14 protein-coding genes, 1 tRNA gene and 4 pseudogenes are annotated in these 23,054 nt (G+C 67.7%); 10 read left to right on the forward strand and 9 right to left on the reverse strand.

Annotation, left to right across the window (positions count from 1 at the left end):
* Positions 1–13: 13 nt before the first annotated feature.
* The 3 genes and pseudogenes from PGN23_RS08750 to PGN23_RS08755 form a co-directional block, all read right to left on the reverse strand.
* Positions 14–2,941: a beta strand repeat-containing protein gene (locus tag PGN23_RS08750; RefSeq protein WP_335302503.1), complete on the reverse strand. Its 2,928-nt coding sequence runs from the start codon at positions 2,939–2,941 to the stop codon at positions 14–16.
* An 18-nt stretch (positions 2,942–2,959) separates the two neighbouring features.
* Positions 2,960–3,097 (reverse strand): annotated as a pseudogene (locus tag PGN23_RS18435) (hypothetical protein); the annotation flags it as partial.
* A 52-nt stretch (positions 3,098–3,149) separates the two neighbouring features.
* A pseudogene (locus PGN23_RS08755) lies at positions 3,150–3,563 on the reverse strand (hypothetical protein); the annotation flags it as partial.
* Positions 3,564–3,574: 11 nt separating this feature from the next.
* On the opposite strand from PGN23_RS08755, the pseudogene PGN23_RS08760 reads away from it, so the two are divergent.
* The 7 genes and pseudogenes from PGN23_RS08760 to PGN23_RS08790 all read left to right on the forward strand — a co-directional run.
* Positions 3,575–3,895, forward strand: a pseudogene (locus tag PGN23_RS08760) (IS3 family transposase); the annotation flags it as partial.
* Between the two features lie 255 nt (positions 3,896–4,150).
* Entirely contained in the window at positions 4,151–5,311 is a 1,161-nt protein-coding gene (locus PGN23_RS08765; protein ID WP_335302504.1) for a succinylglutamate desuccinylase/aspartoacylase family protein, read from the forward strand.
* A gap of 151 nt (positions 5,312–5,462) precedes the next feature.
* The gene (locus PGN23_RS08770; RefSeq protein WP_335302505.1) at positions 5,463–6,659 is read left to right on the forward strand and encodes an aspartate aminotransferase family protein; all 1,197 of its coding nucleotides are present in this window, start codon (positions 5,463–5,465) and stop codon (positions 6,657–6,659) included.
* A complete protein-coding gene (astD, locus tag PGN23_RS08775) occupies positions 6,659–8,095 on the forward strand; it encodes a succinylglutamate-semialdehyde dehydrogenase (RefSeq protein ID WP_335302506.1) in 1,437 nt (478 codons plus the stop codon). Before PGN23_RS08770 ends, astD begins: the two co-directional genes overlap by 1 nt.
* Before the next feature lie 2 nt (positions 8,096–8,097).
* The gene (locus PGN23_RS08780) at positions 8,098–9,105 is read left to right on the forward strand and encodes an arginine N-succinyltransferase (protein ID WP_335304558.1); all 1,008 of its coding nucleotides are present in this window, start codon (positions 8,098–8,100) and stop codon (positions 9,103–9,105) included.
* Positions 9,106–9,120: 15 nt separating this feature from the next.
* On the forward strand, positions 9,121–10,464 hold the full coding sequence (gene hglS / locus PGN23_RS08785) for a 2-oxoadipate dioxygenase/decarboxylase HglS (RefSeq protein ID WP_335302507.1): 1,344 nt from the start codon (positions 9,121–9,123) through the stop codon (positions 10,462–10,464).
* Positions 10,465–13,323, forward strand: coding sequence for an FAD-binding and (Fe-S)-binding domain-containing protein (locus PGN23_RS08790; RefSeq protein ID WP_335302508.1), 2,859 nt, complete (start codon positions 10,465–10,467; stop codon positions 13,321–13,323).
* Here the strand turns inward: PGN23_RS08790 and PGN23_RS08795 are convergent.
* Positions 13,320–13,766, reverse strand: coding sequence for an Lrp/AsnC family transcriptional regulator (locus PGN23_RS08795; protein ID WP_335302509.1), 447 nt, complete (start codon positions 13,764–13,766; stop codon positions 13,320–13,322). The genes PGN23_RS08790 and PGN23_RS08795 overlap by 4 nt on opposite strands.
* Positions 13,753–15,699 (reverse strand): isoaspartyl peptidase/L-asparaginase, encoded by a 1,947-nt coding sequence (locus PGN23_RS08800; protein ID WP_335304559.1) that lies wholly within the window; start codon positions 15,697–15,699, stop codon positions 13,753–13,755. Before PGN23_RS08800 ends, PGN23_RS08795 begins: the two co-directional genes overlap by 14 nt.
* A gap of 119 nt (positions 15,700–15,818) precedes the next feature.
* Here PGN23_RS08800 and PGN23_RS08805 point away from each other — a divergent pair, with 119 nt between their 5' ends.
* On the forward strand, positions 15,819–18,608 hold the full coding sequence (locus PGN23_RS08805; RefSeq protein ID WP_335302510.1) for a TonB-dependent receptor domain-containing protein: 2,790 nt from the start codon (positions 15,819–15,821) through the stop codon (positions 18,606–18,608).
* Between the two features lie 47 nt (positions 18,609–18,655).
* Here the strand turns inward: PGN23_RS08805 and PGN23_RS08810 are convergent, their stop codons facing one another.
* The 4 genes and pseudogenes from PGN23_RS08810 to recJ form a co-directional block, all read right to left on the reverse strand.
* A complete protein-coding gene (locus PGN23_RS08810) occupies positions 18,656–19,606 on the reverse strand; it encodes a LysR substrate-binding domain-containing protein (RefSeq protein WP_335302511.1) in 951 nt (316 codons plus the stop codon).
* A 117-nt stretch (positions 19,607–19,723) separates the two neighbouring features.
* Positions 19,724–19,906, reverse strand: a pseudogene (locus PGN23_RS08815) (hypothetical protein); the annotation flags it as partial.
* 74 nt (positions 19,907–19,980) lie between these two features.
* Positions 19,981–20,055: transfer RNA gene (locus PGN23_RS08820), tRNA-Glu, on the reverse strand.
* A gap of 49 nt (positions 20,056–20,104) precedes the next feature.
* Entirely contained in the window at positions 20,105–21,853 is a 1,749-nt protein-coding gene (gene recJ, locus PGN23_RS08825) for a single-stranded-DNA-specific exonuclease RecJ (RefSeq protein ID WP_335302512.1), read from the reverse strand.
* Positions 21,854–21,965: 112 nt separating this feature from the next.
* Between recJ and PGN23_RS08830 the strand changes: the two genes are divergently transcribed.
* Together PGN23_RS08830 and PGN23_RS08835 are read left to right on the forward strand one after the other, a co-directional pair.
* Positions 21,966–22,352, forward strand: a complete 387-nt coding sequence (locus PGN23_RS08830) for a MerC domain-containing protein (protein ID WP_335302513.1) — start codon at positions 21,966–21,968, stop codon at positions 22,350–22,352.
* A 48-nt stretch (positions 22,353–22,400) separates the two neighbouring features.
* Positions 22,401–22,874: a Fur family transcriptional regulator gene (locus PGN23_RS08835; RefSeq protein ID WP_335302514.1), complete on the forward strand. Its 474-nt coding sequence runs from the start codon at positions 22,401–22,403 to the stop codon at positions 22,872–22,874.
* Positions 22,875–23,054 lie beyond the last annotated feature (180 nt).

The raw sequence follows: 23,054 nt of genomic DNA on the forward strand, positions 1-23,054 counted from the left end.
CAATCGTCAGCGCTTAGCTGCCGCCGACCGCGTCACCCGCGTGGTAGCTGGTGCTGGTGGCCGCCGCCCCGGACAGCGCGGTGGCGCGCGTATCGCCGTCGATGAAGCCGGTGACGGTGGGGGTGACGTTGCCCGCGGCATCGCCATAGCCGACCGTGGTGTTGCCGGTGACGGTCAGGACCGGCACGACGCTGTAGAGCAACAGGTCGTCGCTCGCCGACAGGCTGGAGGGCGGGTTGGTGACGAGCGTGCGGCCGTAGAATTTGCCGTCCGCGGTGAGGCCGCCCAGCGTGTTGTTTCGCGGATCGGCGGAATAGACCAGGAAGCGTCCCGCGCCGGGTGACAGCGCCGCGGCGCCGCCGTTGTTGACGAACGCGCCGCCGGTGGCCAGCAGGATCGAGGTGTTGGCGCCGGTGGCGGTGATCGCGCCGTTCAGCGTCAGCGCGCCGCCCGCGGAGCCCAGGTTGCGGACGTCGACGGTGCCCGCATTGATGGTGCCAAGCGCAATGTCGCCGGCGCCATTGTTGGTCTTGTCGGTGCTGGCCGCCAGGGTGATCGAGACCGCGCCCGCGGTGGCGATCGACGTGCCGGTAAGCGTGATCGCGGCATTGCCGCCATCGCGATATGCATCGACGACGCCATGGGCCAAGCTGTTGTTTGCGAGCAGCGTCAGTGCGCCGGCACCCAGTCCGATGTTAGCATTGGCGACGATGCTGCGCCCCGCCTCCAGCGTCAAATTGCCGGTCGCGTTGGCCGAGGTGGCAATCGCATCGTTGATGGTGATGTCGTTGCTTGCCTGCAGGATCAGCAAGGTGCCGTTGTTCAGCGACCGTTCGATCAGCGACGGTGCGATCGTCAGCTGCGACTGCGCCGCGCGCGCATAGGTCCAGCCGGTCGGATCCGCGAAGCCCAGAGTGACCCGGCCCGACCCCTCCGCGTTGAAGTTCATCAGCAGCATGCCGGCCGCGGCCAGCTTATAGCCGAGCCCGGAGAACGACAGCAGTGACGCATCGCCGTAGAAGCTGTTGCGCAGGCTCATCGTGCTTGTCAGCGGCGTGGTGCCGTCGTGATAGGTGATCGCTCCCTGGCCGCCGCTCGCAAAGGAGCTGCTGATGATGTATCGGTTGTTGGGCAGCAGGATGGCGCCGTTGGCACCCAGCGCATCGCCCGCCCCGGCACCGACCAGCGAATTGGTCGCATCCAGCGTGCCGGTGAAGGCGGCGCCCGCCGCCAGCTCGGTCACGGCGCCGGCGGTGCCGACGGCGTTGATATTAACGAACAGCGTCTTGCCGTTGGTCAGTTCGTAGGTGTTGTAGGTGCCGCCATAGCCGACCTGGTCGCCGGCCACGGTGCCGACGGCGCTGTTTCCGGCGGACACCGCCCCCACCAGCCCGGTCGTGCCGTTCATCAGCGTGGTGGCACCCAGCGTCCCCGACCAATTTGGGCTGAAGATCGCGATGCGGCCATCGGCCAGCACCTTGTAGCTATCTGATCCCAACCGATCGCCGTTGTACCTGAGGCTGTAATTTTCCTGCGTCAGGTCGGACGGGGTGTAGAGCGTGCTGGCGGTCGAGCCGATCAGGCTGTTGGCAGCGCCGACCTGCCCGGCGAAGACGCCGCCCCCCGCGAAGGTGCCATCGCTCTTGCCCAGCGTGACCGAGCCGGTGCGATTGTGCCAATTGTTGTTGATCAGCAGGAATCGGTCGTTGCCGATCAGATCGACCGGGGCCGACGCACCTTCCGGAATGCTGCCGACCTGATCGCCGCCGACCCAGTAGCGCTGACCGACGGTGTTGCCGTAGCGACTTTTGCTGCTGACGTAGCGGGTCGCCGCCTGCGTGCCGACCAGGCTGTTCGCGGCCGAGATCGAGCCGGTCGTCGAGGCGGTGCCGTCGACCAGTGCGCCGGTGGTGCCGTTGATGAATGTGATCGCGCCGCGCTGCTGCGACCACTTCGGGCTGGCGAGCAGGACGTTGCCGTTGCCCAGCACGGTGACGCCGCCGCTGCCGACATAGTCTCCGCCGAACATGTCGGGGGTGCCGTTGACGCAGCTGGGGCAATAGATCGCATTGCCCTCCGCGCCGGTCGTGCCGACCAGGCTGTTGCTGCTGCTGATCGTGCCGGTGATCGTTCCGCCCGCCGCGACGAAGGTCACCGCGCCGCGCGTCTTGTTCCAATTGGGGCTGAGGATCAGATAGGCGCCGTTAGGCAGCGCGGTGACCGCGTTACCGACGTTGTCGCCACCCAGCGGGCTCGTTTCATATGGGGTGGTGCCGACCAGGCTGTTGGCCGAGGATACGGTCGCGGCCATGCCCGCGGTGCCGCTGACGCGGGTGACCGCGCCCTTGCCGCTGCCCCATTCGCGCGCCGTGGCGATGACGTCGCTGGTCCCCGCCAGCTTGACGATGCCGAGGCCGACTTTGTCGCCCGCGCTGCCGCCTACCAGGCCGTTGCTCGCCGACACCGTGTCGCCGCTCGATCCGTTGCTGCCGGTCAGCGTATGGCCGGTAGTGCCGTCCAGCACCGTCACCGCCCCGCGCGAGCCGTTCCAGCTGCTGCTGGCGACGACATAGTTTCCGTTCGCCAGCGCGGTCACCGCGCCGACGGCATCGCCGCCGGAGATGCTTTGGGTGTGGATGCTGTTATAGCCGGTCGCCGTGCCGGCGGTCGTGCCGGTCAGGCTGTTCGACGCACTGATCACGCCCGACAGCGCGGTCGTGCCGCTGGCATAGAAAGTGGTGGCGCCACGATTGGTCGACCAGTTCGGTCTGGAGATGACGAAGCCGTGGTTGGCGAGTTCGGTGACGCCGCCGCTGCCGACATTGTCGCCGCCATACCAGTCGCGCTTGCCGGTAAAATCGGTGAAGTAGGTTTCGGATCCGCTGCTGGTATCGCCGGTCCCCTTCGTTGCGCCGACCAGGCTGTTGCTGGCGGACACCACGCCGGTCAGCCCGGCTGCGCCGCTGGCGTAGGTGACCGCGCCACGGCCGTGACCCCAATTCGCGGCGATTACGACGAGGTCGCCGTTCGACAATTGGGTGATGCGCGCTGCCGACCTGATCGCCGTTATAGAAGTCGTAAATGGGTGCCGGACCACCCTGAGCGTATTGATCGGTCGCGGTGTAGGTGAAACCGGCGTTGCCGACCAGGCTGTTGCCGCTGCCCAGCACGCCCAGCGCCGGCAGCCCGGTAGTGGCCGAAACGTAGGTCAGCGCACCGCCCTTGCGGGCCCAAAAGGGGCTACGGACGACGACGTCGCCGTTGGCCAGAGTGACGACATCTTCGCTGCCGACCGAATCGCCGCGCCGCCCGTTGCCGTTGGTGGCGGCGGTGATCGTGCCGACCAGGCTGTTCGTGCCCGACACCGCGCCGACGACCCCGGTCGTGGCATTGATGAAGGTCAGCGCGCCGCGCCCGCCGCCCCAATTGGGGCTACGCACCAGCACGTTGCCGCTGGCCAGCACGTCGAACGTCGTGTTCGATACAGCATCCTTCGACCCGACCAGGTCGCCCGCGCTTGACCCGACCAGGCTGTTGGTCGCGCCCAGGATGCCGCTGGCCATGCCGTTCGACGCGACCCAGGTCAGCGCCAGGTCTCATTTGCCACTCCGATCGTGGGTCGCAATACGCAGCTGGTCCCTATGTCGACCATCTGACGGCGATGGGTGCGGTACCCTCGATGAGCCGTGCCGGCAATTGTTACGACAATGCCCCGATGGAGAGCTTCTTCCACACCCTCAAGGTCGAACTGGTCCATCAGTGCCGACGGACGACGCAGGCCGAGGTGAGGCAGGCGCCGTTCGGATACATCGGGGGCTACTACCACCGGCACCGCATACATTCGGCCATCGGGTATCTCACGCCCGACCAAGCAGAGCAGCGCATGATCGGCTAACCCAGCGTGTCCGCCGAAACGGGGGGCAAAGATGACAGTGGCAGCTGGGGCGACGGTTGAGGGAAGGGGAGTGGGTAGGGGGAGTGGCGCGTGGCGATGCTGTTGCGACGCCAGCGCGAAGCGGCGAACGATGATCGCTACGCATCTGGACATGACGGAATATTGTTTTGCCGCCCGCACCCCGGCTGGCACGCAGACGGGAATGGTGCGCGCGCCGTACCGGCACGACATCGACATCCTGGGGGACCGACCATCATGCCCATCGCCCTGTTCCGCCGTCGCGGCATTGCGCCCCGGATCGGCACTATGTTGCTCGGTACCCTGCTGGCGATGGCGGCGCCCGCCATGGCCGACCCGGGCGACCGGATCGACGGATCGCCGGTGGTCGAACGGCTCGACCTGGCACGCCTCCCCGCGGGCAAGACGCGGCTATGGGTGCGGATCGACGACAATGACGTCGGACAGGGCTATTTCGTGCCGGTCGTGGTCATCAAGGGCGCGAAGCCCGGTCCGCGCTTCCTGCTGACCGCCGGCATCCATGGCGACGAATTGAACGGGATCGGCGTGATCCAGCAATTGGTCGAGGATATCGATCCGGCGACGCTGTCGGGCACGCTGATCGCGGTGCCGGGGTTGAACGCGCCCGGCCTGCGCAACTCGACGCGCGCCTTCACCGGCGGCCACAACGGCGGGGGCGACAATCTCAACCGCCTGATCCCACGCGATATCCATGCGCATGGCGACGAGGGCAACGCGGCGAAGCGCTATGCCGGACGGCTCTGGTCGCGGATCATCGTCGGCAATGCCGATTTCGCGATCGACCTGCATACCCAGTCACGCGGCGGCACCTATCCCGCCTACGTCTTCGTCGCGACGCCCGCCGCCAGGCGGATCGCCGACCTGCTGCGCCCCGACAGCGTCTATATCCAGACTGGGATCGACGGGGCGGTGGAGGATATGCTGGTCGCCAACGACATCCCCGCCGTCACCTATGAACTGGGCGGCGCAGAGGTGTTCGACGGCGCGATGATCGAACGGGGCCTGCGCGGGATACGCAACGTCATGGTCGATCGCGGGATGCTGCCCGGTCGGCCCGACCTGCGCGATCCGGCGCCGTTCCTCGGCAACCTCGTCACCAATGTCGACAGCCCGCGCGGCGGTTGGGCGCAGGTGCGGGTGAAGCTGAACCAATTCGTGAAGAAGGGCGATGTGCTGGCGGTCGTCACTGATCCGTTCGGCCGCCCGGTCGCCACGCTTACCGCGCCGCTCGACGCACGGGTCGCAGGGTTGGGTACCGATCCGCGGACGCAGCCCGGCGACATGGTCGTGCGCCTGCTGTCGTGGGATGCCAGCCTGCCATGTCTGCGCACTGGTTGCCCCCCAGCACCGCCCAAGCGCGATGCGAACGGGAAATAGTCGCCCCCTCTACATTCCATCTGCGCATGAACAGATGAGGCCATTGCGTTTGTCGCCTCGTCCGAATTGGCCGATAGGACAGGCCGGTGACATCGCAGGCGGGTGATCAATTTCGCCGGTTGATGCCGCCTGCGAATATAGGAGTCCGCTTATGACCGATCCGCTGATGAACCTGTACAACCGGGCGCCGATCGCGGTCGACCATGGCGAGGGCGTGTGGCTGACCGATACCGAGGGGCGGCGCTACATCGACTGCGTGGCCGGTATCGCCACCGACGCGCTTGGCCATGCGCATCCCAAACTGGTCGCGGCACTGACCGAACAAGCGCAAAAACTGTGGCACGTCTCCAACATCTTTCGCATCCCGGGGCAGGAGGCGCTGGCGCAGCGGCTGGTCGACGCATCGTTCGCCGATGTCGTGTTCTTCGCCAATACCGGCACCGAAGCCGTCGAATGCGCGATCAAGACCGCGCGCCGTCATCATCACGTGGACGGACAGCCCGAGCGGATCGACGTGATCGGCTTTGCGGGGTCGTTCCACGGCCGCACCTATGCCGCGATCAACGCGTCGGGCAATGCGGGATATATGGAGGGCTGCGGCCCGCGCCTGCCCGGTTTCGTGCAACTGTCGCTCGACGATGCGACGGCGATTGAGGAAACGATTGCGCGGCCAACCACGGCGGCGGTGATCGTCGAGCCGGTGCAGGGCGAGGGGGGCGCGCGGGCGCTGTCGGGCGACTGGCTGCGGCGGCTGCGCGACCTGACGCGACAGCACGGCGTGCTGCTGATCCATGACGAGGTGCAGAGCGGTATGGGGCGGACGGGCAAGCTATTCGCGCACCAGTGGTTCGACGGCGCCGAACCCGACATCATGGCGCTGGCGAAGGCATTGGGATCGGGCTTCCCGGTCGGCGCCTGCCTTGCCACTCATCATGCGGCCAGCGGTATGACGCCCGGCATCCACGGCACGACCTTTGGCGGGAATCCGCTGGCGATGGCGGTCGGCATCGCCGCGTTCGACACGATCGCCGATGACGCCACGCTTGCCAATGCGCGCGCCGCCAGCGCCGATTTCTTTGACCGGCTGGAGGGGTTGCGCAGCCGTTTTCCCGACGTGATCGCCGAGTTGCGCGGCAAGGGGCTGCTGATCGGTCTGAAGATGATCCCCAACAACCGCGCGTTCATGGGCGTGGCACGCGACCACGGGCTGCTGGTCGCGGGCGGCGGCGAGAATTGCGTGCGACTGCTGCCGTCGTTGCTCATCACGGCGGCGGAAGTGGCCGAGGCGGTGACGCGGCTGGAGGCGGCGTGTGTCGCGGCGCAGGCCACGCTGGCGCAGGCGGCGTGATGTCGGTGTTCACGTCGACCTGCCCGGCGACGGGCGGGACGGTCTGGTCCGGCCCCGTCGCCACCGCCGACGATGTCGCGGCGGCGGTCGCGCGGGCGCGGGCGGCGTTTCGCGGGTGGCGTGCGACCGCGCTCGACGAACGAGTTGCGTTGGTCCGCGCCTATGCCGGCGTGCTGAAGGAACGCAGTGACGCTTTGGCAGAACTGATCGCGCGCGAAACCGGCAAGCCGCTGTGGGAAACCAGACAGGAAGTCGGCGCGATGATCGGCAAGGTCGAATTGTCGATCGCTGCTCAGGCCGATCGCGCGGGCGAGAGATCGAGCGCGATGCCGTTCGGCGCGTCGGTGCTGCGGCATCGCCCGCATGGCGTGATGGCGGTGCTGGGGCCGTACAATTTTCCCGGCCATCTGCCCAACGGTCATATCGTGCCCGCGCTGCTCGCGGGGAACGCCGTGGTGTTCAAACCATCGGAACTGACCCCGGCGGTGGGTGCGGCGATGGTCGATGCATGGGGCGCGGCCGGAGCGCCCGACGGCGTGGTGCAAGTGGTGCAAGGCGCGCGCGACACCGGCGCGGCGCTGGTCGATGCCGAGATCGACGGATTGTTGTTCACCGGATCGGCGGCGACCGGCGCGCATTTCCGGCGGCGCTTCGCCGAGCGGCCCGACGTCATCCTCGCACTCGAACTCGGCGGCAACAACCCGCTGGTCGTGTGGGACGGCGATGTCGAGGAAGCGGCAGCAATCGTCGTGCAATCGGCCTATGTCACGACCGGACAGCGTTGTTCGTGCGCGCGACGGCTGATCGTTCCGAGCGGCGCATATGGCGATGCGGTGGTCGATGCCGTCGCGGCGCTTATCCCCCGCCTGCCGATCGGGCGCTGGGACGACCACCCCGAACCCTATATGGGGCCGCTGATTTCCGACCGTGCTGCGCAGACCGCGCGCGGACAGGTCGACCGGCTGATGACGATGGGCGGGCGTGCGATCGTGCCGCTGGGCGCGGTCGAGGGGCGTACGGCGGCATTCGTCACCCCCGCGCTGCTCGACATGACCGGCATCACCGCGCCCGATGACGAGATTTTCGCGCCGGTTCTGCAAATCCACCGGGTGGCGTCGTTCGACGATGCGATCGCGGCGGCCAACGACACCCGCTTCGGCCTTTCCGCCGGGCTGGTCACTGCCGACGATACGCTGTGGCAGCGCTTCGTGGTCGAGGCACGCGCAGGCGTGGTCAACCGCAACCGTCCGACGACCGGGGCGGCAGGTGCACAGCCGTTCGGCGGGATCGGCGATTCGGGCAACCACCGGCCGAGCGCCTTCTACGCCGCCGATTACTGCGCCTATCCGATGGCCAGTTTCGAAGCCGACGGCGCGGCCGGCAATTGGGATGCGCTGCGCCCGTTGCTGGATGTTGAAGGTATCGCCCGGTCGTGACGATGGTGTTGCGTGCGGCGGGTCGGCATGATCTGTCCGCCCTCTATGCAATGGCGCAGAGCACCGGGGGCGGGTTCGTCAACCTGCCGCCCGATCGGGACAAGCTGCGCGATCGGCTGGACGCTGCCGATACCGCCTTCGGCTGCGATCGGGACGTGGTCGGCGACGATCGCTTCCTGTTCGTGCTGGAGGACGGCGTCGAGGTGCAGGGCACCTGCCAGATATTCTCGCAGATTGGCGGGACGACGCCCTTCTACAGCTATCGCATCGACCGCCGGTCCGAGGCGTGCGCGGGGCTGGACCGCGCGATCGAGACCGACACGCTGACGATCTGCACCGATCATACCGGATGCAGCGAGGTCGGCGGGCTGTTTCTGCGCAGCGACGCGCGCGCCGCCGGGGCCGGCACGCTGCTGGCGCGCAGCCGCTATCTGTTCATGGCGATGCACCGCGCACGCTTCGCCGACCGGACCATTGCCGAACTGCGTGGCGTGGTCGACGCCGATGGCGGTGCGCCGTTCTGGGACGGGATCGCCGCGCGCTTCTTCGGCATCGGCTTTGCCGAGGCCGATGCGTTCAACGCCGCGCACGGCACCCATGTCCTAGCCGCACTGATGCCACAGACGCCGGTGCTGCTGGCGATGCTGCCGGACGCCGCGCGCGACGTGGTCGGCGTGCCGCACCCGTCGGGCCGCGCAGCACTGCGGCTGCTGGAGAAGGAAGGCTTTCGCCACGACCGCTATATCGACCTGTTCGATGGCGGCCCGACCGTGACCGCCGCCACGGACGAGATCGCGACGATCCGCCACGCGCGCACCGCTCCCTTGCGGGCGATCGGTGCGATCGGTGCGATCGGTACGCCCGGCATCGTCGCCAGCGGCCGATTGGCGGCGTTCCGATGCTGCTTCGGCACCGTCGCGCCGCAGGATGACGGGGTCGCGATCGATCCCGTCGCCGCCACTGCCCTCGGCGTCGCGATCGGCGACACCGTCACCTACGCCCCGCGCTGACCCGGAGCCATGTCCATGCCCACCGTTTCGACCGACGCGATCCGCACCCGTTTTTCCGCCGCGATGTCGGCGATGTATCGTGACGAGGTGCCGCTCTACGGTGACCTGCTGTCGATCGTCGCCGACGTGAACGACCGCGTGCTGGCCGACCGGCCGGCATTGCAGGCCGAGCTGCGCGCAGCGGGCGAACTCGACCGGCTGGGCGTCGAACGGCACGGTGCGATCCGGCTGGCGACGGCGGCGGAACTGGCGATGATGCGGCGCGCCTTTGCGGTGATGGGGATGTGGCCGGTCGGCTATTACGACCTGTCGGTGGCGGGCGTGCCGGTGCATTCGACCGCGTTTCGGGCGGTCGACGACGCAGCGCTTGCCGCCAATCCGTTCCGCGTCTTTACCTCGCTGCTGCGGCTCGATCTGATCGAGGACGCCGCGCTCCGGGCCGAGGCGGCGGCGATCCTGGCCGAACGCCGCATCTTCACCGACATGGGCGTGCGCCTGATCGAACGCGCCGAGGCGCAAGGGGGGCTGGACGACGACGAAGCCGATCGGTTCGTCGCCGAACTGCTTGAAACCTTTCGCTGGCACGGCGACGCACGGGTCGACGCCGCAACCTATGACCGGTTGAACGCCGCGCACCGGCTGATCGCCGACATCGTGTCGTTCCGGGGGCCGCATATCAACCACCTGACCCCGCGCACGCTCGACATCGACGCCGCGCAGGCAGAGATGCAGGCACGCGGCATCAAGGCGAAGGCGGTGATCGAAGGGCCACCGCCGCGCGCCGTCCCGATCCTGCTGCGCCAGACCAGCTTCAAGGCGATCGAGGAGGACGTGACCTTTCCCGGCGACCAAGCGGGCCAGCACACCGCCCGCTTCGGCGAGATCGAACAGCGTGGCGCCGCGCTGACGCCCAAGGGCCGCGCGCTGTACGACCGGCTGCTGGAGCAGGCGCGCGGCGGATCGCAGGGCAGCCATGCCGAGCGGCTGGCGGCAGCGTTCGCCGCGTTTCCCGATACGATGGAGGCGATGCGGACGGCGGGCCTCGCCTATTTCCGCTACACCCTGACCGACGCCGACGGTGCCGCGATCACCGGCGGCGATCTCGACGACTGGATCGCTGCCGGCCATGTCCGCGCGACGCCGATCATCTACGAGGATTTCCTGCCGGTCAGCGCAGCGGGCATCTTTCAGTCGAACCTCGGCAGCGACGAACAGCGCAGTTATGGCGCATCGGCGGCACAGGCGGCGTTCGAGGCGGCGCTGGGTGCAGCGGTTGCCGACGAATTCGCGCTCTATGCCGGTCTGGAAGCACGCTCGATCGCACAGGTCCGCACCGCGCTGCGCCGGGCGGCGGCATAGATGACCGACGCCGCACGCCTGTTCGCCGCCCTGTCGACCGCGGGGTTCGCGGGCGAATGGGACGACGGCATCGGCGCGCGGCGGGTCGCGTCGACCGACAATTCGATCTACCAGGTGCTGCCCGCCGCGATCGTCTATCCGCGCACCGGGGGCGACGTGACCACATTGGTGCGGGCGCTGCGGACATCGGGGGTGGCGCTGTCGCTGACCGCGCGGGGCGGCAATACCGGGACCAACGGGCAATCGCTGAACGACGGGGTCATCGTCGATTTCGGCAGGCACCTGCGCGGCATCCGCGACTTCGATCCCGTGGCCGGGACGGTGGTGGTCGAACCGGGCGTGGTGCTCGACCAGCTGAACGCGTTCCTGGGTGCGCATGGCCGCTTCTTTCCGCCGATGGTATCGACCGCCAGCCGCGCGACGATCGGCGGCATGGTCGCGACCGATGCGTCGGGAAAGGGGTCGCGCCGTTGGGGCAAGACGTCGGACTATCTCGTCGCGATCGACCTGACGTTGTCCGACGGCACGCCGTGGCGCGCCGAGCCGATGACGTTGGCACAGGCGCAGGCGATCGCGCGCGGCACCGGCATCGTCGCCGATATCCACCGCGAGGTGCTGCGCATCGTCACCACGCGCGCCGATGATATCGCCGCGACTTTTCCGGACATGAACCGGGGGCTGACCGGCTATAATCTGCAAAAGACCTATGACGCGGCAACTGACCGCTTCTTCCTCGGCTATCTGCTGGCCGGATCGGAAGGGACGCTCGCGCTGACCCGTTCGATCACGCTGCGGGTCGAACCCAAGCCGGCGAAGCGTGCGCTGTCGGTGATTCGCTACGACGCGTTCGACACGGCGATGCGCGACGTACAGCGCCTGATCGCCGCCGATCCGGTCGCGATCGAGATCATCGACGACAAGGTGCTGGGCGTCGCCCGCTCCGACATCATCTGGACCAGCGTCGAGGCGCTGCTGGGCGGCGCGACCGACATAGCCGTCGCGGCGATGAACTTCGTCGAATTCATCGGCGATGACGAAGCGACCATCGAGGACGGCCTCGCCCGCCTCACCGCCATCGCGCCGGCGGGCGATTGCCAGGTGGTGCGCGACGCAGGCCAGATCGGGCAGCTCTGGACCCTGCGCGAGAAATCGGTGGGATTGCTGGCAAGACTGGGCGGCAATCGACAGGGGCTGCCTTTCGTGGAGGATACCGCCGTCCCGCCCGACCGGCTGGCCGACTATGTCGCCGAGTTTCGTGCGTTGCTCGACGGACACGGCCTGCAATACGGCATGTTCGGCCATGCCGATGTCGGCTGCCTCCACGTCCGCCCGTTCCTCGACCTGCGCGATCGCGAACAGGCGGCGCTGATCCGGCCGATCTCCGACGCGGTCGCCGCACTGACCAAACGCTATGGCGGGCTGATGTGGGGCGAACATGGTCGCGGCTATCGCGGCGAATATTCGCCGTTGTTCTTCGGCAGCCTCTATCCCGAACTGGTCGCGTTGAAGGCGGTGTTCGATCCCGACAACCGCCTCAATCCCGGCAAGCTCGCCGCCCCGGCGGGGCACCGCGTCGACCGGATCGATGGCGTAAGCCTGCGCGCCGATGCCGATCGGCGGATCGCGGACGGTCACGCGCAGGACTTCGACCGGGCGGTGGCGTGTAACGGCAATGGCGCGTGCTTCGCGTGGGACGCGCTCGATGTGATGTGCCCGTCGTACAAGGCGACGCGTGACCGGGCGCAGTCGCCCAAAGGCCGCGCAGCGCTGTTGCGGGACTGGGCACGGCTCGATTCGATCGCCGACCCGACCCCGGCCGAGGCGGCGGAGCGCGACGCGATCGAACGCGATACCGCGCGGTCACTGGCGACCTGCCTGTCATGCAAGGCGTGTACGACGCTGTGCCCGGTCAAGGTCGACATCCCGACGATGAAATCGCGGTTCGCCGAACGGACCGCCCGGCGTCGGCCGTTCAGGCACCATGTCGTCGCGCGGATGGAGGCGATGCTGGCGATCGGCCGGCGGATGCCTGCGCTCGCCAACGCCGTGCTGCGTACCGGGATGGCGCGCACGGTCCTCGCCCGGATCGGCTATGTCGACCTGCCGGGATTCGCACCCGCCGCCACGCGGCCGCCGGTCGCGACGCCCCGCGCAATAGGTCGCCTGTCACCTCAGCAGCGCGCGAAAACGGTGGTGCTGGTCGAGGACAGCTTCACCGCCAGCTTCGACGGCAACGTCCTGTCTGCCGCCGCCCGCGTGCTCACCGTCTGCGGCTTCACCGTGCTGCGACTGCCGGCGCGCACCAATGGCAAGGCGCTGCACCTGATCGGGATGCGCGACCGTTTCGCCCGCATCGCCCGCGCACGGATGGCGGAGGCACGGGCGCTGACCGATCCCGGCGTGCGGCTAGTCGGGCTCGACACCGCGACCGCGCTGATGTTCGCGCAGGAATTTACCGAGGTGACCGGCGGAGCGGTCGACGTCGCCGGCCTGGAAACCGTGCTGGCCGACGCCGACCCGGTCGGCACGCGCGGTGGCGGTCTCTACCGTCTGCTCGGCCATTGCACGGAACAGGCGCTGCGCCCGCAGGCTTTGGTGCAATGGGCAACGGTGCTGGCGCGTTTTGGGATCGAGGCTGTGCCCACCAAGACCGGCTGTTGTGGCATGGCCGGGCTATTCGGGCACGAGGTCGCCAACCAGACACTGTCGCAGGACATCTTTGCGCTCAGCTGGCAGGCAGCGACGCAGGACGACGCGATGCTCGCGACCGGGTTCTCCTGCCGCTGCCAGACGAAGCGGATGACGGGCAGGCGGCCGATGCATCCGATCGAGTTGATCGACCGGCAGCTGCGCGGTTAACGCCGCAACCGCGTCGCCAGCACCACCGCCGATGTCGTCCGGTCGATACCGGGCAGCATCCCGATCGCGTCGATCACGTCGTTTAACCGTTTCAGGCTTGGCGCCTCGACCATCGCAATCAGGTCGTATTCGCCCGCGATTGCGTACAGGCTGGTGAGTTCGGGGATCGCTACCAGCGCGTCGTGCGTCTCGGCGATCAGCTTGGGCCGCGAGGTCATCATGACATGCGCGTGGACCATGCTGCGATCGTGCGCGTCGCCAAGGCGCACGGTATAGCCGTCGATCGTCCCGTCCTGTTCCATCCGGGCGATCCCGGCATAGACATGCGCGCGCGACACGCCGAGCAGGCTCGCCAATTCGGACACCGCCGTCCGCGAATCCTGTCGCAGCAGGGCAAGCAGTCTGGAATCCAGTTCGCGTCTGCTGGCGCTATCGACCGTCATCGGCTTCCCCCGCGTAAATCGCTGTACGGGCAGCCTTATCGCTCGAAACCGTGCCGCGATACATACCCTCGCTGTTCATCGCAAAGGCGACGTGGCCGTCCCCGTCCATCGCGATCAGCCCGCCATCGCCGCCGATCTCGCCCACTTCGGCGATGGTGTCGCGCGCCGCGTCGCCGACATCCTGGTTGCGCCATGCGATGCGGTCGCACAATTGCCGCCCCGCGCTCTGGCGGATGAAATATTCGCCGGTGCCGGTGGCCGACATCGCGCAATCCTTGTCGATCGCATAGGTGCCCGCGCCGATGATCGGCGAATCCCCGATCCGGCCCCAGCGCTTGCCCGTCAGCCCGCCAGTCGAGGTCGCCGCCGCCAGATGCCCGCGCTGGTCGCGCGCCACCGCCCCGACCGTCCCGAAACGATGCGTCGGGTCGAGCGCGGCGTGCGCCTCATCGCGCTTCCATTCCTGATATTCGCGCCAGCGCTTCTCGGTGCGGAAATAGGACGGGTCGACCTGCTCCACCCCCTGTTCGCGCGCGAACTGGTCGGCACCGGCCCCGGTCAGCAGGACATGGCGGCTATGCTCCATCACCGCGCGCGCGAGCACGATCGGATTCTTCGTCGCGCTGACCCCGGCGACCGCCCCGGCCCGCAGCGTCGCTCCGTCCATGATCGCCGCGTCGAGCTGGTTCCTGCCCTCGGCATCGAACACCGCACCGCGCCCGGCGTTGAAGTTCGGATCGTCCTCCAGCACGCGCACCGCCGCCTGCACCGCGTCGAGGCTGGAGCCGCCTTTCGCCAGTACCGCCGACCCCGCCGTCAACGCCGCCGACAGCCCGCTGCGATACGCGCGCTCCTGGTCAGGGGTCAGCGAACCCTTGGGGATAACCCCCGCTCCGCCATGAATCGCCAGCGACCAGCGCCCGCCGGGTGGCAGCAGTGCATCGATCAGCTTGCCATCGACCACCGACGCGGTGCCGGCAAAGGCGGGGGTCGGGATCTTCAGCGTGTTCAGATCGATCGTCCCGCCCGGCGCTATGCCCGTCACGCGGATGTTCGCCCAGTCGAGCGGCTTGCCCGGCGTCAGCACCGGCACACTGTCCGGCTGCACCAACCATGTATGCGTGTTCGCCGGGCCATGATAGGTCGCCCAGCCATTGGGATCGACGCACAGCGCGCCCTTCTCGTCGACGCCCAACCCGATCGCGGTCCTGTCCCCGCCCGCCCGCGCCTTCGCGACGAAGGCGATCAGCCGTCCCAGCCGGTCGCGTTCGTTGAAATGTGTGTCGGTGACGATATGCGCCATGCGCGGCATGTGCAGGAAATCGTCGACCAGCGTCACCGCGACGGATGACGGGTCGGACAGCGCGCGGAACGAATCGATGCTACCCCCGTCCATCGCACCATAGGCGGTGCCGCCGAGGATCGCGAGGCCGGCGCTGGTCCCGGCGATCGGCTTGCCCTTGGCGACATGTGCGTCGAGCGCGCGCGCGACCGGCGTGCCCTTCCAGAACCGGACATATTTCGCCTGGTCGCCCCCCGCCAGGAAGATGCCGTCGGCCTTGGCAATCGCCGCCAGCACCACCGGGTCGGTCGATGCCTTGCGATCGGTGAAGAGGATCGTCGCGACGGAGGCGACCCCTTTCATCTCGGCGAACATCTCCTTGCCGCCCTCACCATCGCCCGATGCGCGCAGGATCAGGATATGGCCGTATCCCGCCTTTTTGGCGAACCACGCGAACGCTTGCTTGTCCCAGTCGCCGCCGCCCATCAGCATCAACCCCTGCGCCGTTGGCCCCATCCGTGCCGCTGCCGGATTGCCGGTCACAAATTGCTGAAAGCCGCGCGCCGCCGTCACTTGCTGCGCGATCGCGACCGGACTCCCCGTGGTGACGCCGCCCAAGACGATCGCCGCGCCCAATATCCATCCCCGCATCACCACCCCTTCGCGCAAGTTAATCAGTCATCTGATCAGATTGCTATTTTTATATTTCATTCTGATGCCTGTCTATGGCATTGTGATTTCAACACGGGGTGGAAATCGGGAGTGAAAGAATGCGGGGGAAGCGGGGCGCGCTGTTGCTGGCGGGGGCCGGATTGACGGCGATGACGGGGAGCGCATGGGCGCAACAGGTGCCGGCGGCGGTGCCGACCGAAGCGTCGGTGGCGAACCAGAATGACGAGATCGTCGTGCTGGGATCGCGCATCCCGCGCGTGCAGAAGGAAGGCCCGGCGCCGATCACCGTCGTCACCGCCGAAGACATCTTGAAGGGCGGGTTCCTGAGCGTTCCCGACGTGTTGCGCGGCCTGACCCAGAATGGCGGCGAAACGCAGGGCCAGCAGAGCGCATCGGGCGCCAGCTTCAGCCCCGGCGCGCAGCAGGTCGACCTGCGCGGGCTCGGCCCCAACCACACGCTGGTGCTGGTCAACGGCCGCCGCATCGCCGATTTCCCGCTGCCGTTTCAGGGCAACAGCAACTTCACCGATATCTCGAACATACCCGTAGGGCTGATCGAACGGGTCGAGGTCCTGAGCGGCAGCGCGTCGGCGATCTACGGATCGGACGCGATCGCCGGCGTCGTCAATTTCCAGCTGAAGACCAAGCCCGACGGCACGCGCATCGACCTGCGGTATAGCGATACGCAACATGGCGGTGGTGCCGCCTATCGTCTGACCGGGACTACCGGCTGGGAAACCGGCGGGTTCCACGGCGTGTTCGGCATCGAATTCCTGAACCAGCGCCCACTCTGGCAATATCAGCGCAAGCGGCAGGATTCGACCGCCGATAATCCGACCACGGCGACCCCGCTAGCGCAGCGGACATTCCTGCGCGCGGACGAGGATGCGAACTATATCGACCCGGGCCAAGCGACATGCGCGTCGCTGTCGTCGCTGAATCGCGGCACGATCTATTACGCCGATCGCCGCCGCTATGGCCGGTTCTGCGGCAGCAACGAATCGGTCGCCTATGGCACGATGATTTCGGAACGCCAGTCGGTCAGCGCGTACAGCGCATTGGGCTACGACCTCGGCAACGGCACCGAACTCTTCGCCGACCTGCAATTCAGCTATTCTAAGCTGAAGCTGTTCCGTCGGATGAAGAGCTGGTATTACGTCTCGCCCGACGGGAATGAGGAAGGCACCTTCTTCAACCCCAATCTGTCGCCCAACGACACCGACAGTGGGCTGCAGCTCGACAACTGGACCCGCCAGTTCACACCCGAGGAAATCGGCGGTTTTGACAACGGTATGACCCGCAACCGTTCGATCACCTTCAACATCACCCCCGGCATTCGCGGCCATTTCGGTGACGGCGACAAGTGGAATTACGAGGTCGCGTTCAACCACGCGCAATATACCTCGCGCGTCACCTTCCCCGAAATCATCATTTCGAAATCGAACGCCCTCTTCCTTGGGCAGCAGCAGGGCGTCGATCCGGAGAGCGGCTATGCGATTTTCAACGCCGATCCCCGCCGCCTCTACAAGCCGCTGACGCCGGAGGAATATCGCTCGATCTCGGCCGACGCGCTCTACAAGCCGCGGTCGTGGACCGACACGGTGTCGGGCACGATCAACACCACCAACCTGATCCAGCTGCCCGCAGGGCCGGTCGGCTTCGCCTTCGTCGCGGAGGCGGGCAAGCAGGGCTATGCACTCAACCCCGATCCGCTGACGCTGACCAACTATTATGTCGGGCTGGTCGATTCGGATGGCGAGGGATCGCGCAGCCGCTGGGGTGTGGGCTATGAATTCCGCGTGCCGGTGCTGTCGTTCCTGCAACTCAGCACTGCCGGCCGCTACGATCGGTTCCATGTCGACGGCAACAGCTTCGGCCGCTTCACCTACAATCTGGGTGGCGAACTGCGTCCCACCAGGCGACTGCTGATCCGCGGCGCGTACGGCACCGGCTTCCGCGCGCCCGACCTGAACTATGTCTTCCGCGGCCCTGGCAATACCCATCCCTCGGCCACCGACTATTATCTGTGCCGGACCGAGGAGCCGAACGAGACGATCGGCGACTGCACCTATTCCGATCAGACGATCATCGCTCGCAAACAGGGCAATCGCCAGTTGCAGCCCGAAACCTCGACCTCGCTGAACGCGGGCGTGGTGTGGCAGCCGTCGAGCCGGATCGACCTGTCGGTCGACTATTTTCGGGTGAAGATGAAGGATCAGGTGCTCGACATCAGCATCGATTCGGTATTGCGCAACGAATCCAACTGCCGCGCGGGCGGCAATCTGGACCCGTCGTCGCCGACCTGTACCGACGCGATCGCCCGCGTTATCCGCTACACCAGTGGTGCGCTGGCCGGACAGCTACAGGCGGTGCGGGTCAACCCGATCAACGTCGCCGAGGAAACCACCGACGGCATCGATATCGCCGCCAACCTGCGGCTGCCGACCGCCGCGATCGGCGAATTCGCGCTGTCGGCGGGCTATACCTATGTGTTCAACCACACCGTCCGCCAGTATCCGGGCGATCCAACGATCAACAAGTTCGCGGTCGACAGCAATTTTGACATCCCGCGTGACAAGGGCACGGCGAGCCTCACCTGGTCGCTGGGTGACTTCTCGACCACGCTCACCGGGCTGCGTCTGGGCAAGCTGCCCAATTATGATCAGGATGCCTTCATCAAGGCCAGCTATCTGTTCAATCTGTCGGCGCGTTACGACCTGAACGACCGGCTTCGCATGACGGGCACCGTCACCAACCTGTTCGATCAGGCGCCGATCTTTGACCGGACCTATGCGTCCTATCCCTATTACGACATCTCGTGGTTCGACGGCGTCGGGCGCGGCTTCGCGCTGCAACTGACGTACAAGATGGGCGGGCGGCCGCTATAGGCGGCGAACCCATTCCGTTCGTGCTGAGTAGCCGTCTCAGACTTCGCTCAGCCCCTACCCAGCACGAACGGGGTGTCCGCGTTTCCTCCTTCCGCCGCGGCTTCGTCGAGGAGCCAGCGGCGGAAGCGGTCGAACAGCGGCGACTGGCCCTTCGCGCGCGGCCAGACCAGATAATAGGCCTCGGGTCCGCTCAGCGGCATCGCCACGGGCGACACCAGCGCGCCCGACGCCAGTTCGGGGTGGATCAGGAACGACGGAATGAGCGCTACGCCCATCCCCGCCGCCGCCGCATGGGCCAGCATGAGGAAATGTTCAAACACCGGCCCTTCGTGCAGCCGCGCATCGGGCAGGCCCGCCGCCGCGAACCAGCGCGCCCAAGCATCGGGCCGGGTTTCGAGCATCAGCAGCGAATGCCGCGACAGCTCCTCCGCATTCGTCACCGGATGACGCGTCAGCCAGTCGGGCGAGCATACCGGCACCACCTCTTCGTTGAACAGCAATGCATGGTCCCCTCCCGCCCAATTGGGCAGCCCGAAATGGATCGCCGCGTCGAAGCGTTCCTCGGCGAAATCGAACGGTCGCGACCGGGCGGCGAAGTTGACCAGCAATTCGGGATGGCGCGCGCTCAGCCCCGGCAGGCGCGGCGCCAGCCAGCGCATCCCGAAACTGGGCAGCGTCGCGATGGTCAGCGCGCGGTCGTCCGCCGGCGTCAGCAATCGTCGCGTTGCGCTGCGCACGCGCTCGATCGCCGGCCCCACAGCCTCGGCATAGGCGATCGCCGCCGGAGTCGGCGTCACGCGCCGCCCGCGCCGTTCGAACAATTCGGTGCCCAGCCAGTCCTCGAGCAAGGCGATTTGCCGGCTGATCGCGCTCTGGGTCAGCGCCATCCGCTTGGCGGCGCGCGAAAAACTGCTCGTCTCCACCGCCGCCAGAAAGCTTGCCAGCGCCGGCAACGGCGGTAATTCGCGGCGATGTACATCGTGATGATCGTTGCTCATAAGCGCCGTCGCGCACCCCGTTTGGAAAGAGTCAGAGACACCCCATAGGGCGAGACGCGCCACGGAAAGCCAAAATTCAGGCGCTGTGCGTTCGGCCCGTCACACGAGCATAAATATGGGTCGGTCTCGGCGTTCGCCGGAAACGAAGCGCTCGAAGAGAAGCTCGTGCTTGATGGGGTCGATGCTGGTGATGCCGAGCACGAAACAGACGCAGCTGTTCTCCGCCGATCCGCGGCCCTAACATAGGATGCCGCGTCGCTGGCTTTCCGCGACAATACTGTTCACGGTCAGGAAATAGGGCGTTTACCCGTTCGCTATACCGGCGGACGGTGAAGCTGGCGTAAATCCTGGATTTCCGCGCCTCGATGCGAGGATGGTGACCCCTACGGGAATCGAACCCGTGTTTCAGCCGTGAAAGGGCCGCGTCCTAACCGCTAGACGAAGGGGCCGTCGGGCGTGGAGGGGCCTTGGCGGAAAGGGGGCGCGGGGTCAAGCCCGTCAATTCGCCCAGGCCGCATCGTCGAGGTGCAGCTCGGCGGCGGGGCGGCTGCCCCAGTCGTCGAGCCTGGCGCGCCCGGCGAGCCACAGGCGGCGGGTGGGGCCGGCGGCGAGGAGGGCATGGCCGAGCGGCGTGTCGGCGGCGCGGAAGGCCATCGCCTTCAGGCTGCGTCCGTCGTCGCCCGCCACGATCGCGCGGACATGGCCGTTGCCGACCACGTCGACCTTGATCGCGCGCACCGGCCCGATCGCGATCCGCGGTGACGGCCAGCCGGTGCCGTAGGGACCGCCCGCCTCCAGCGCGGTCACGAGGTCGGGGGTGACGCCGCCGGGCGCGAGTACCGAATCGACGAGCAAGGCGCGGCCCGCCATCGCCGCGTCGACGGCGGCGGCCAGGCGCTGGTCGAGGAACTCGGCGAACGCCGCCACCCGATCCGCCGCGATGGTCAGCCCCGCGGCCATGGCGTGGCCGCCGCCGGCGACGAGCAATCCCTGCTCCCTGGCCGCAAGCACCGCGGCGCCCAGGTCGACGCCGGTGATCGATCGGCCGGATCCTTTGCCCACGCCATGTTCGTCGAGCGCGATGACGATCGCGGGGCGGCCCAGCTTCTCCTTCAGGCGTCCCGCGACGATCCCGATGACGCCGGGGTGCCAGCCATCGCCCGCGACGACGCAGACCGCGCGGCGGTCGCAGAGCATCGCCTCGGCGCCCTCCTGGACCATCGCCTCGATCGCGCGGCGTTCCTCGTTGAGGCGGTCCAGTTCGGCGGCAAGGACGCGGGCCTCCGCAGGATCGTCGGTGGTGAGCAGGCGGACGCCCAGATCGGCGCGCCCGACGCGTCCGCCGGCGTTGATGCGGGGACCGAGCGCGAAGCCGAGATCGCTGGCGGCCGGCGCGCGGGTGAGGCGTGCGGCATCCGCGAGGGCCGCAAGGCCGACGTTGCCCCGGCGCGCCATCACCTTCAGCCCCTGCGCGACGAAGGCACGGTTGAGGCCGCGGAGCTGGGCGACGTCCGCGACCGTGCCGAGCGCGACCAGATCGAGCAGGTCGAGCAGCTTCGGCTCGGGGCGGGCGGCGAACCAGTCGCGGCGGCGCAGCTCGCGCACCAGCGCGGCGCCCAGGAGGAAGGCGACACCGACCGCCGCGAGATGCCCGTGCGCGGCGGCATCGGCCCGTTCGTCGAGGCGGTTGGGGTTCACCACCGCATGCGCGCGCGGCAGCCGGGTCGCGCATTGGTGGTGATCGACGACGATCACGTCGACACGCGCGCCGTCGAGCGCGTCGAACGCCTGCGCACCGCAATCGACGGTGACGATCAGCGTCGCGCCTTCCGCCGCCAGCCGCTCCATCGCCGGGGCATTGGGGCCGTAGCCCTCGGTCATTCGATCGGGGATGTAGGGGCGCGCATCGTGCCCCAGCGCGCGCAGCAGCAGGACGAGGAGGGCACAGGATGTCGCGCCGTCGACGTCATAATCGCCGAAGATCGCGATCTGCTCGCGACGCTCGACCGCATCGGCCAGCCGCGCGGCGGCGGCATCCATGTCGCGGAAGATCGAGGGGTCGGGCATGAAGCCGCGGATCGACGGCGCGCGGTGCGCCTCGATCGCGTCACGCGGGCAGCCGCGCGCGAGCAGCAATTGCGTGACCAGGTCGTCGGGGACGAAACCGCCTCGCTGATCGTCCGCCAGCGCGCGCCAGCGCCAGGGCTGACCCAGGATCGAACGGTCGATATCGAGGACGTGGCGCATGGCCGGTTCCATAATCGTGCGCATCCGCCGCGTCACCATCGCGCACGGTCATGACGAATAAAGTGCGATGTGATGTTGTAACATCGGCGCGCGTCGCCTAACTGGAGGCGCGATGGCCGATACCGCTTCCTCCTCCGACAGTCCGAATCGGCTCGATCGCTGGGCGATGTGGGTGTCGGCGGCGTGCGTCGTCCATTGCCTGGCGACGACGATGGCGGTCGCGGCGCTGTCTGCGGCGGGCGGGCTGCTGGGAAGTCCGCTGGTCCACGAGGTCGGGCTGGTGATCGCGATCCTGCTGGGCGCGGTGGCGTTCGGGCGCGGGATCGCGACGCACGGGCGCGCGCTGCCGATCGCGCTGGGGACGATCGGGCTGGGGTTGATGGCATCGGCGCTGCTGGTGTCGCACGAGGCGCATCATCTGGCGGAGACGGGGCTGACGATCCTGGGCGTATCGGTGCTGGCGCTGGGGCACGCGATCAATCGGCGCGCGCGCGGCTGACATCGGGGCCGGGTTGCCGTCGCCGGACCGGCACCTTAACTTTCCCCGATGGGGAATCACGGGCATCACGAACCGGAGGGCGAGGCGCTGCTGACCGCGGCGCAGGCGGCGCTGGAGCGATCGGGCGAGCAGTGGACCGCGATGCGCGGCAACGTGTTCGCCGCGCTGACGGCGTTCGACAAGCCGGCATCGGCCTATGACATCGCGGAGGCGATGTCCGCGACGCAGGGGCGGCGGATCGCGGCCAACAGCATCTATCGTATCCTCGACCTCTTCGTGACCGCCAATCTGGCGCAGCGGGTGGAAAGCGCGAACGCCTATGTCGTCAACGCGCACCCCGGGTGCCGGCACGATTGCATCTTTCTGATCTGCGACGGGTGCGGACGCACCACGCATCTCGATGACGACCGGCTGACCGCGGCGTTGCGCGAAACCGCCGGCACCGCGGGGTTCGCGCCCGAGCGGCCGGTCATCGAGGTGCGCGGTCGATGCGCCGAGTGTCGCGACGCCGCGGCGGCTTGATCGAAGTGACGCCGCCAATCCGCTTGTCGTGACATGAGAGGCTGCGCCAGGTATCGTCGCGCCGGAGCCGCGATATTGGGGCGCCGGGCCGATAACCCGGAGGCCGTTTGGACGTAAGCTCGGGGTCGCGTCTCCACAGTATGCGTGATCGCATACGGCGCGCGTAACATTCGACATGCT

The sequence above is a fragment of the Sphingomonas adhaesiva genome (assembly GCF_036946125.1).
GTDB lineage: Bacteria > Pseudomonadota > Alphaproteobacteria > Sphingomonadales > Sphingomonadaceae > Sphingomonas > Sphingomonas adhaesiva_A.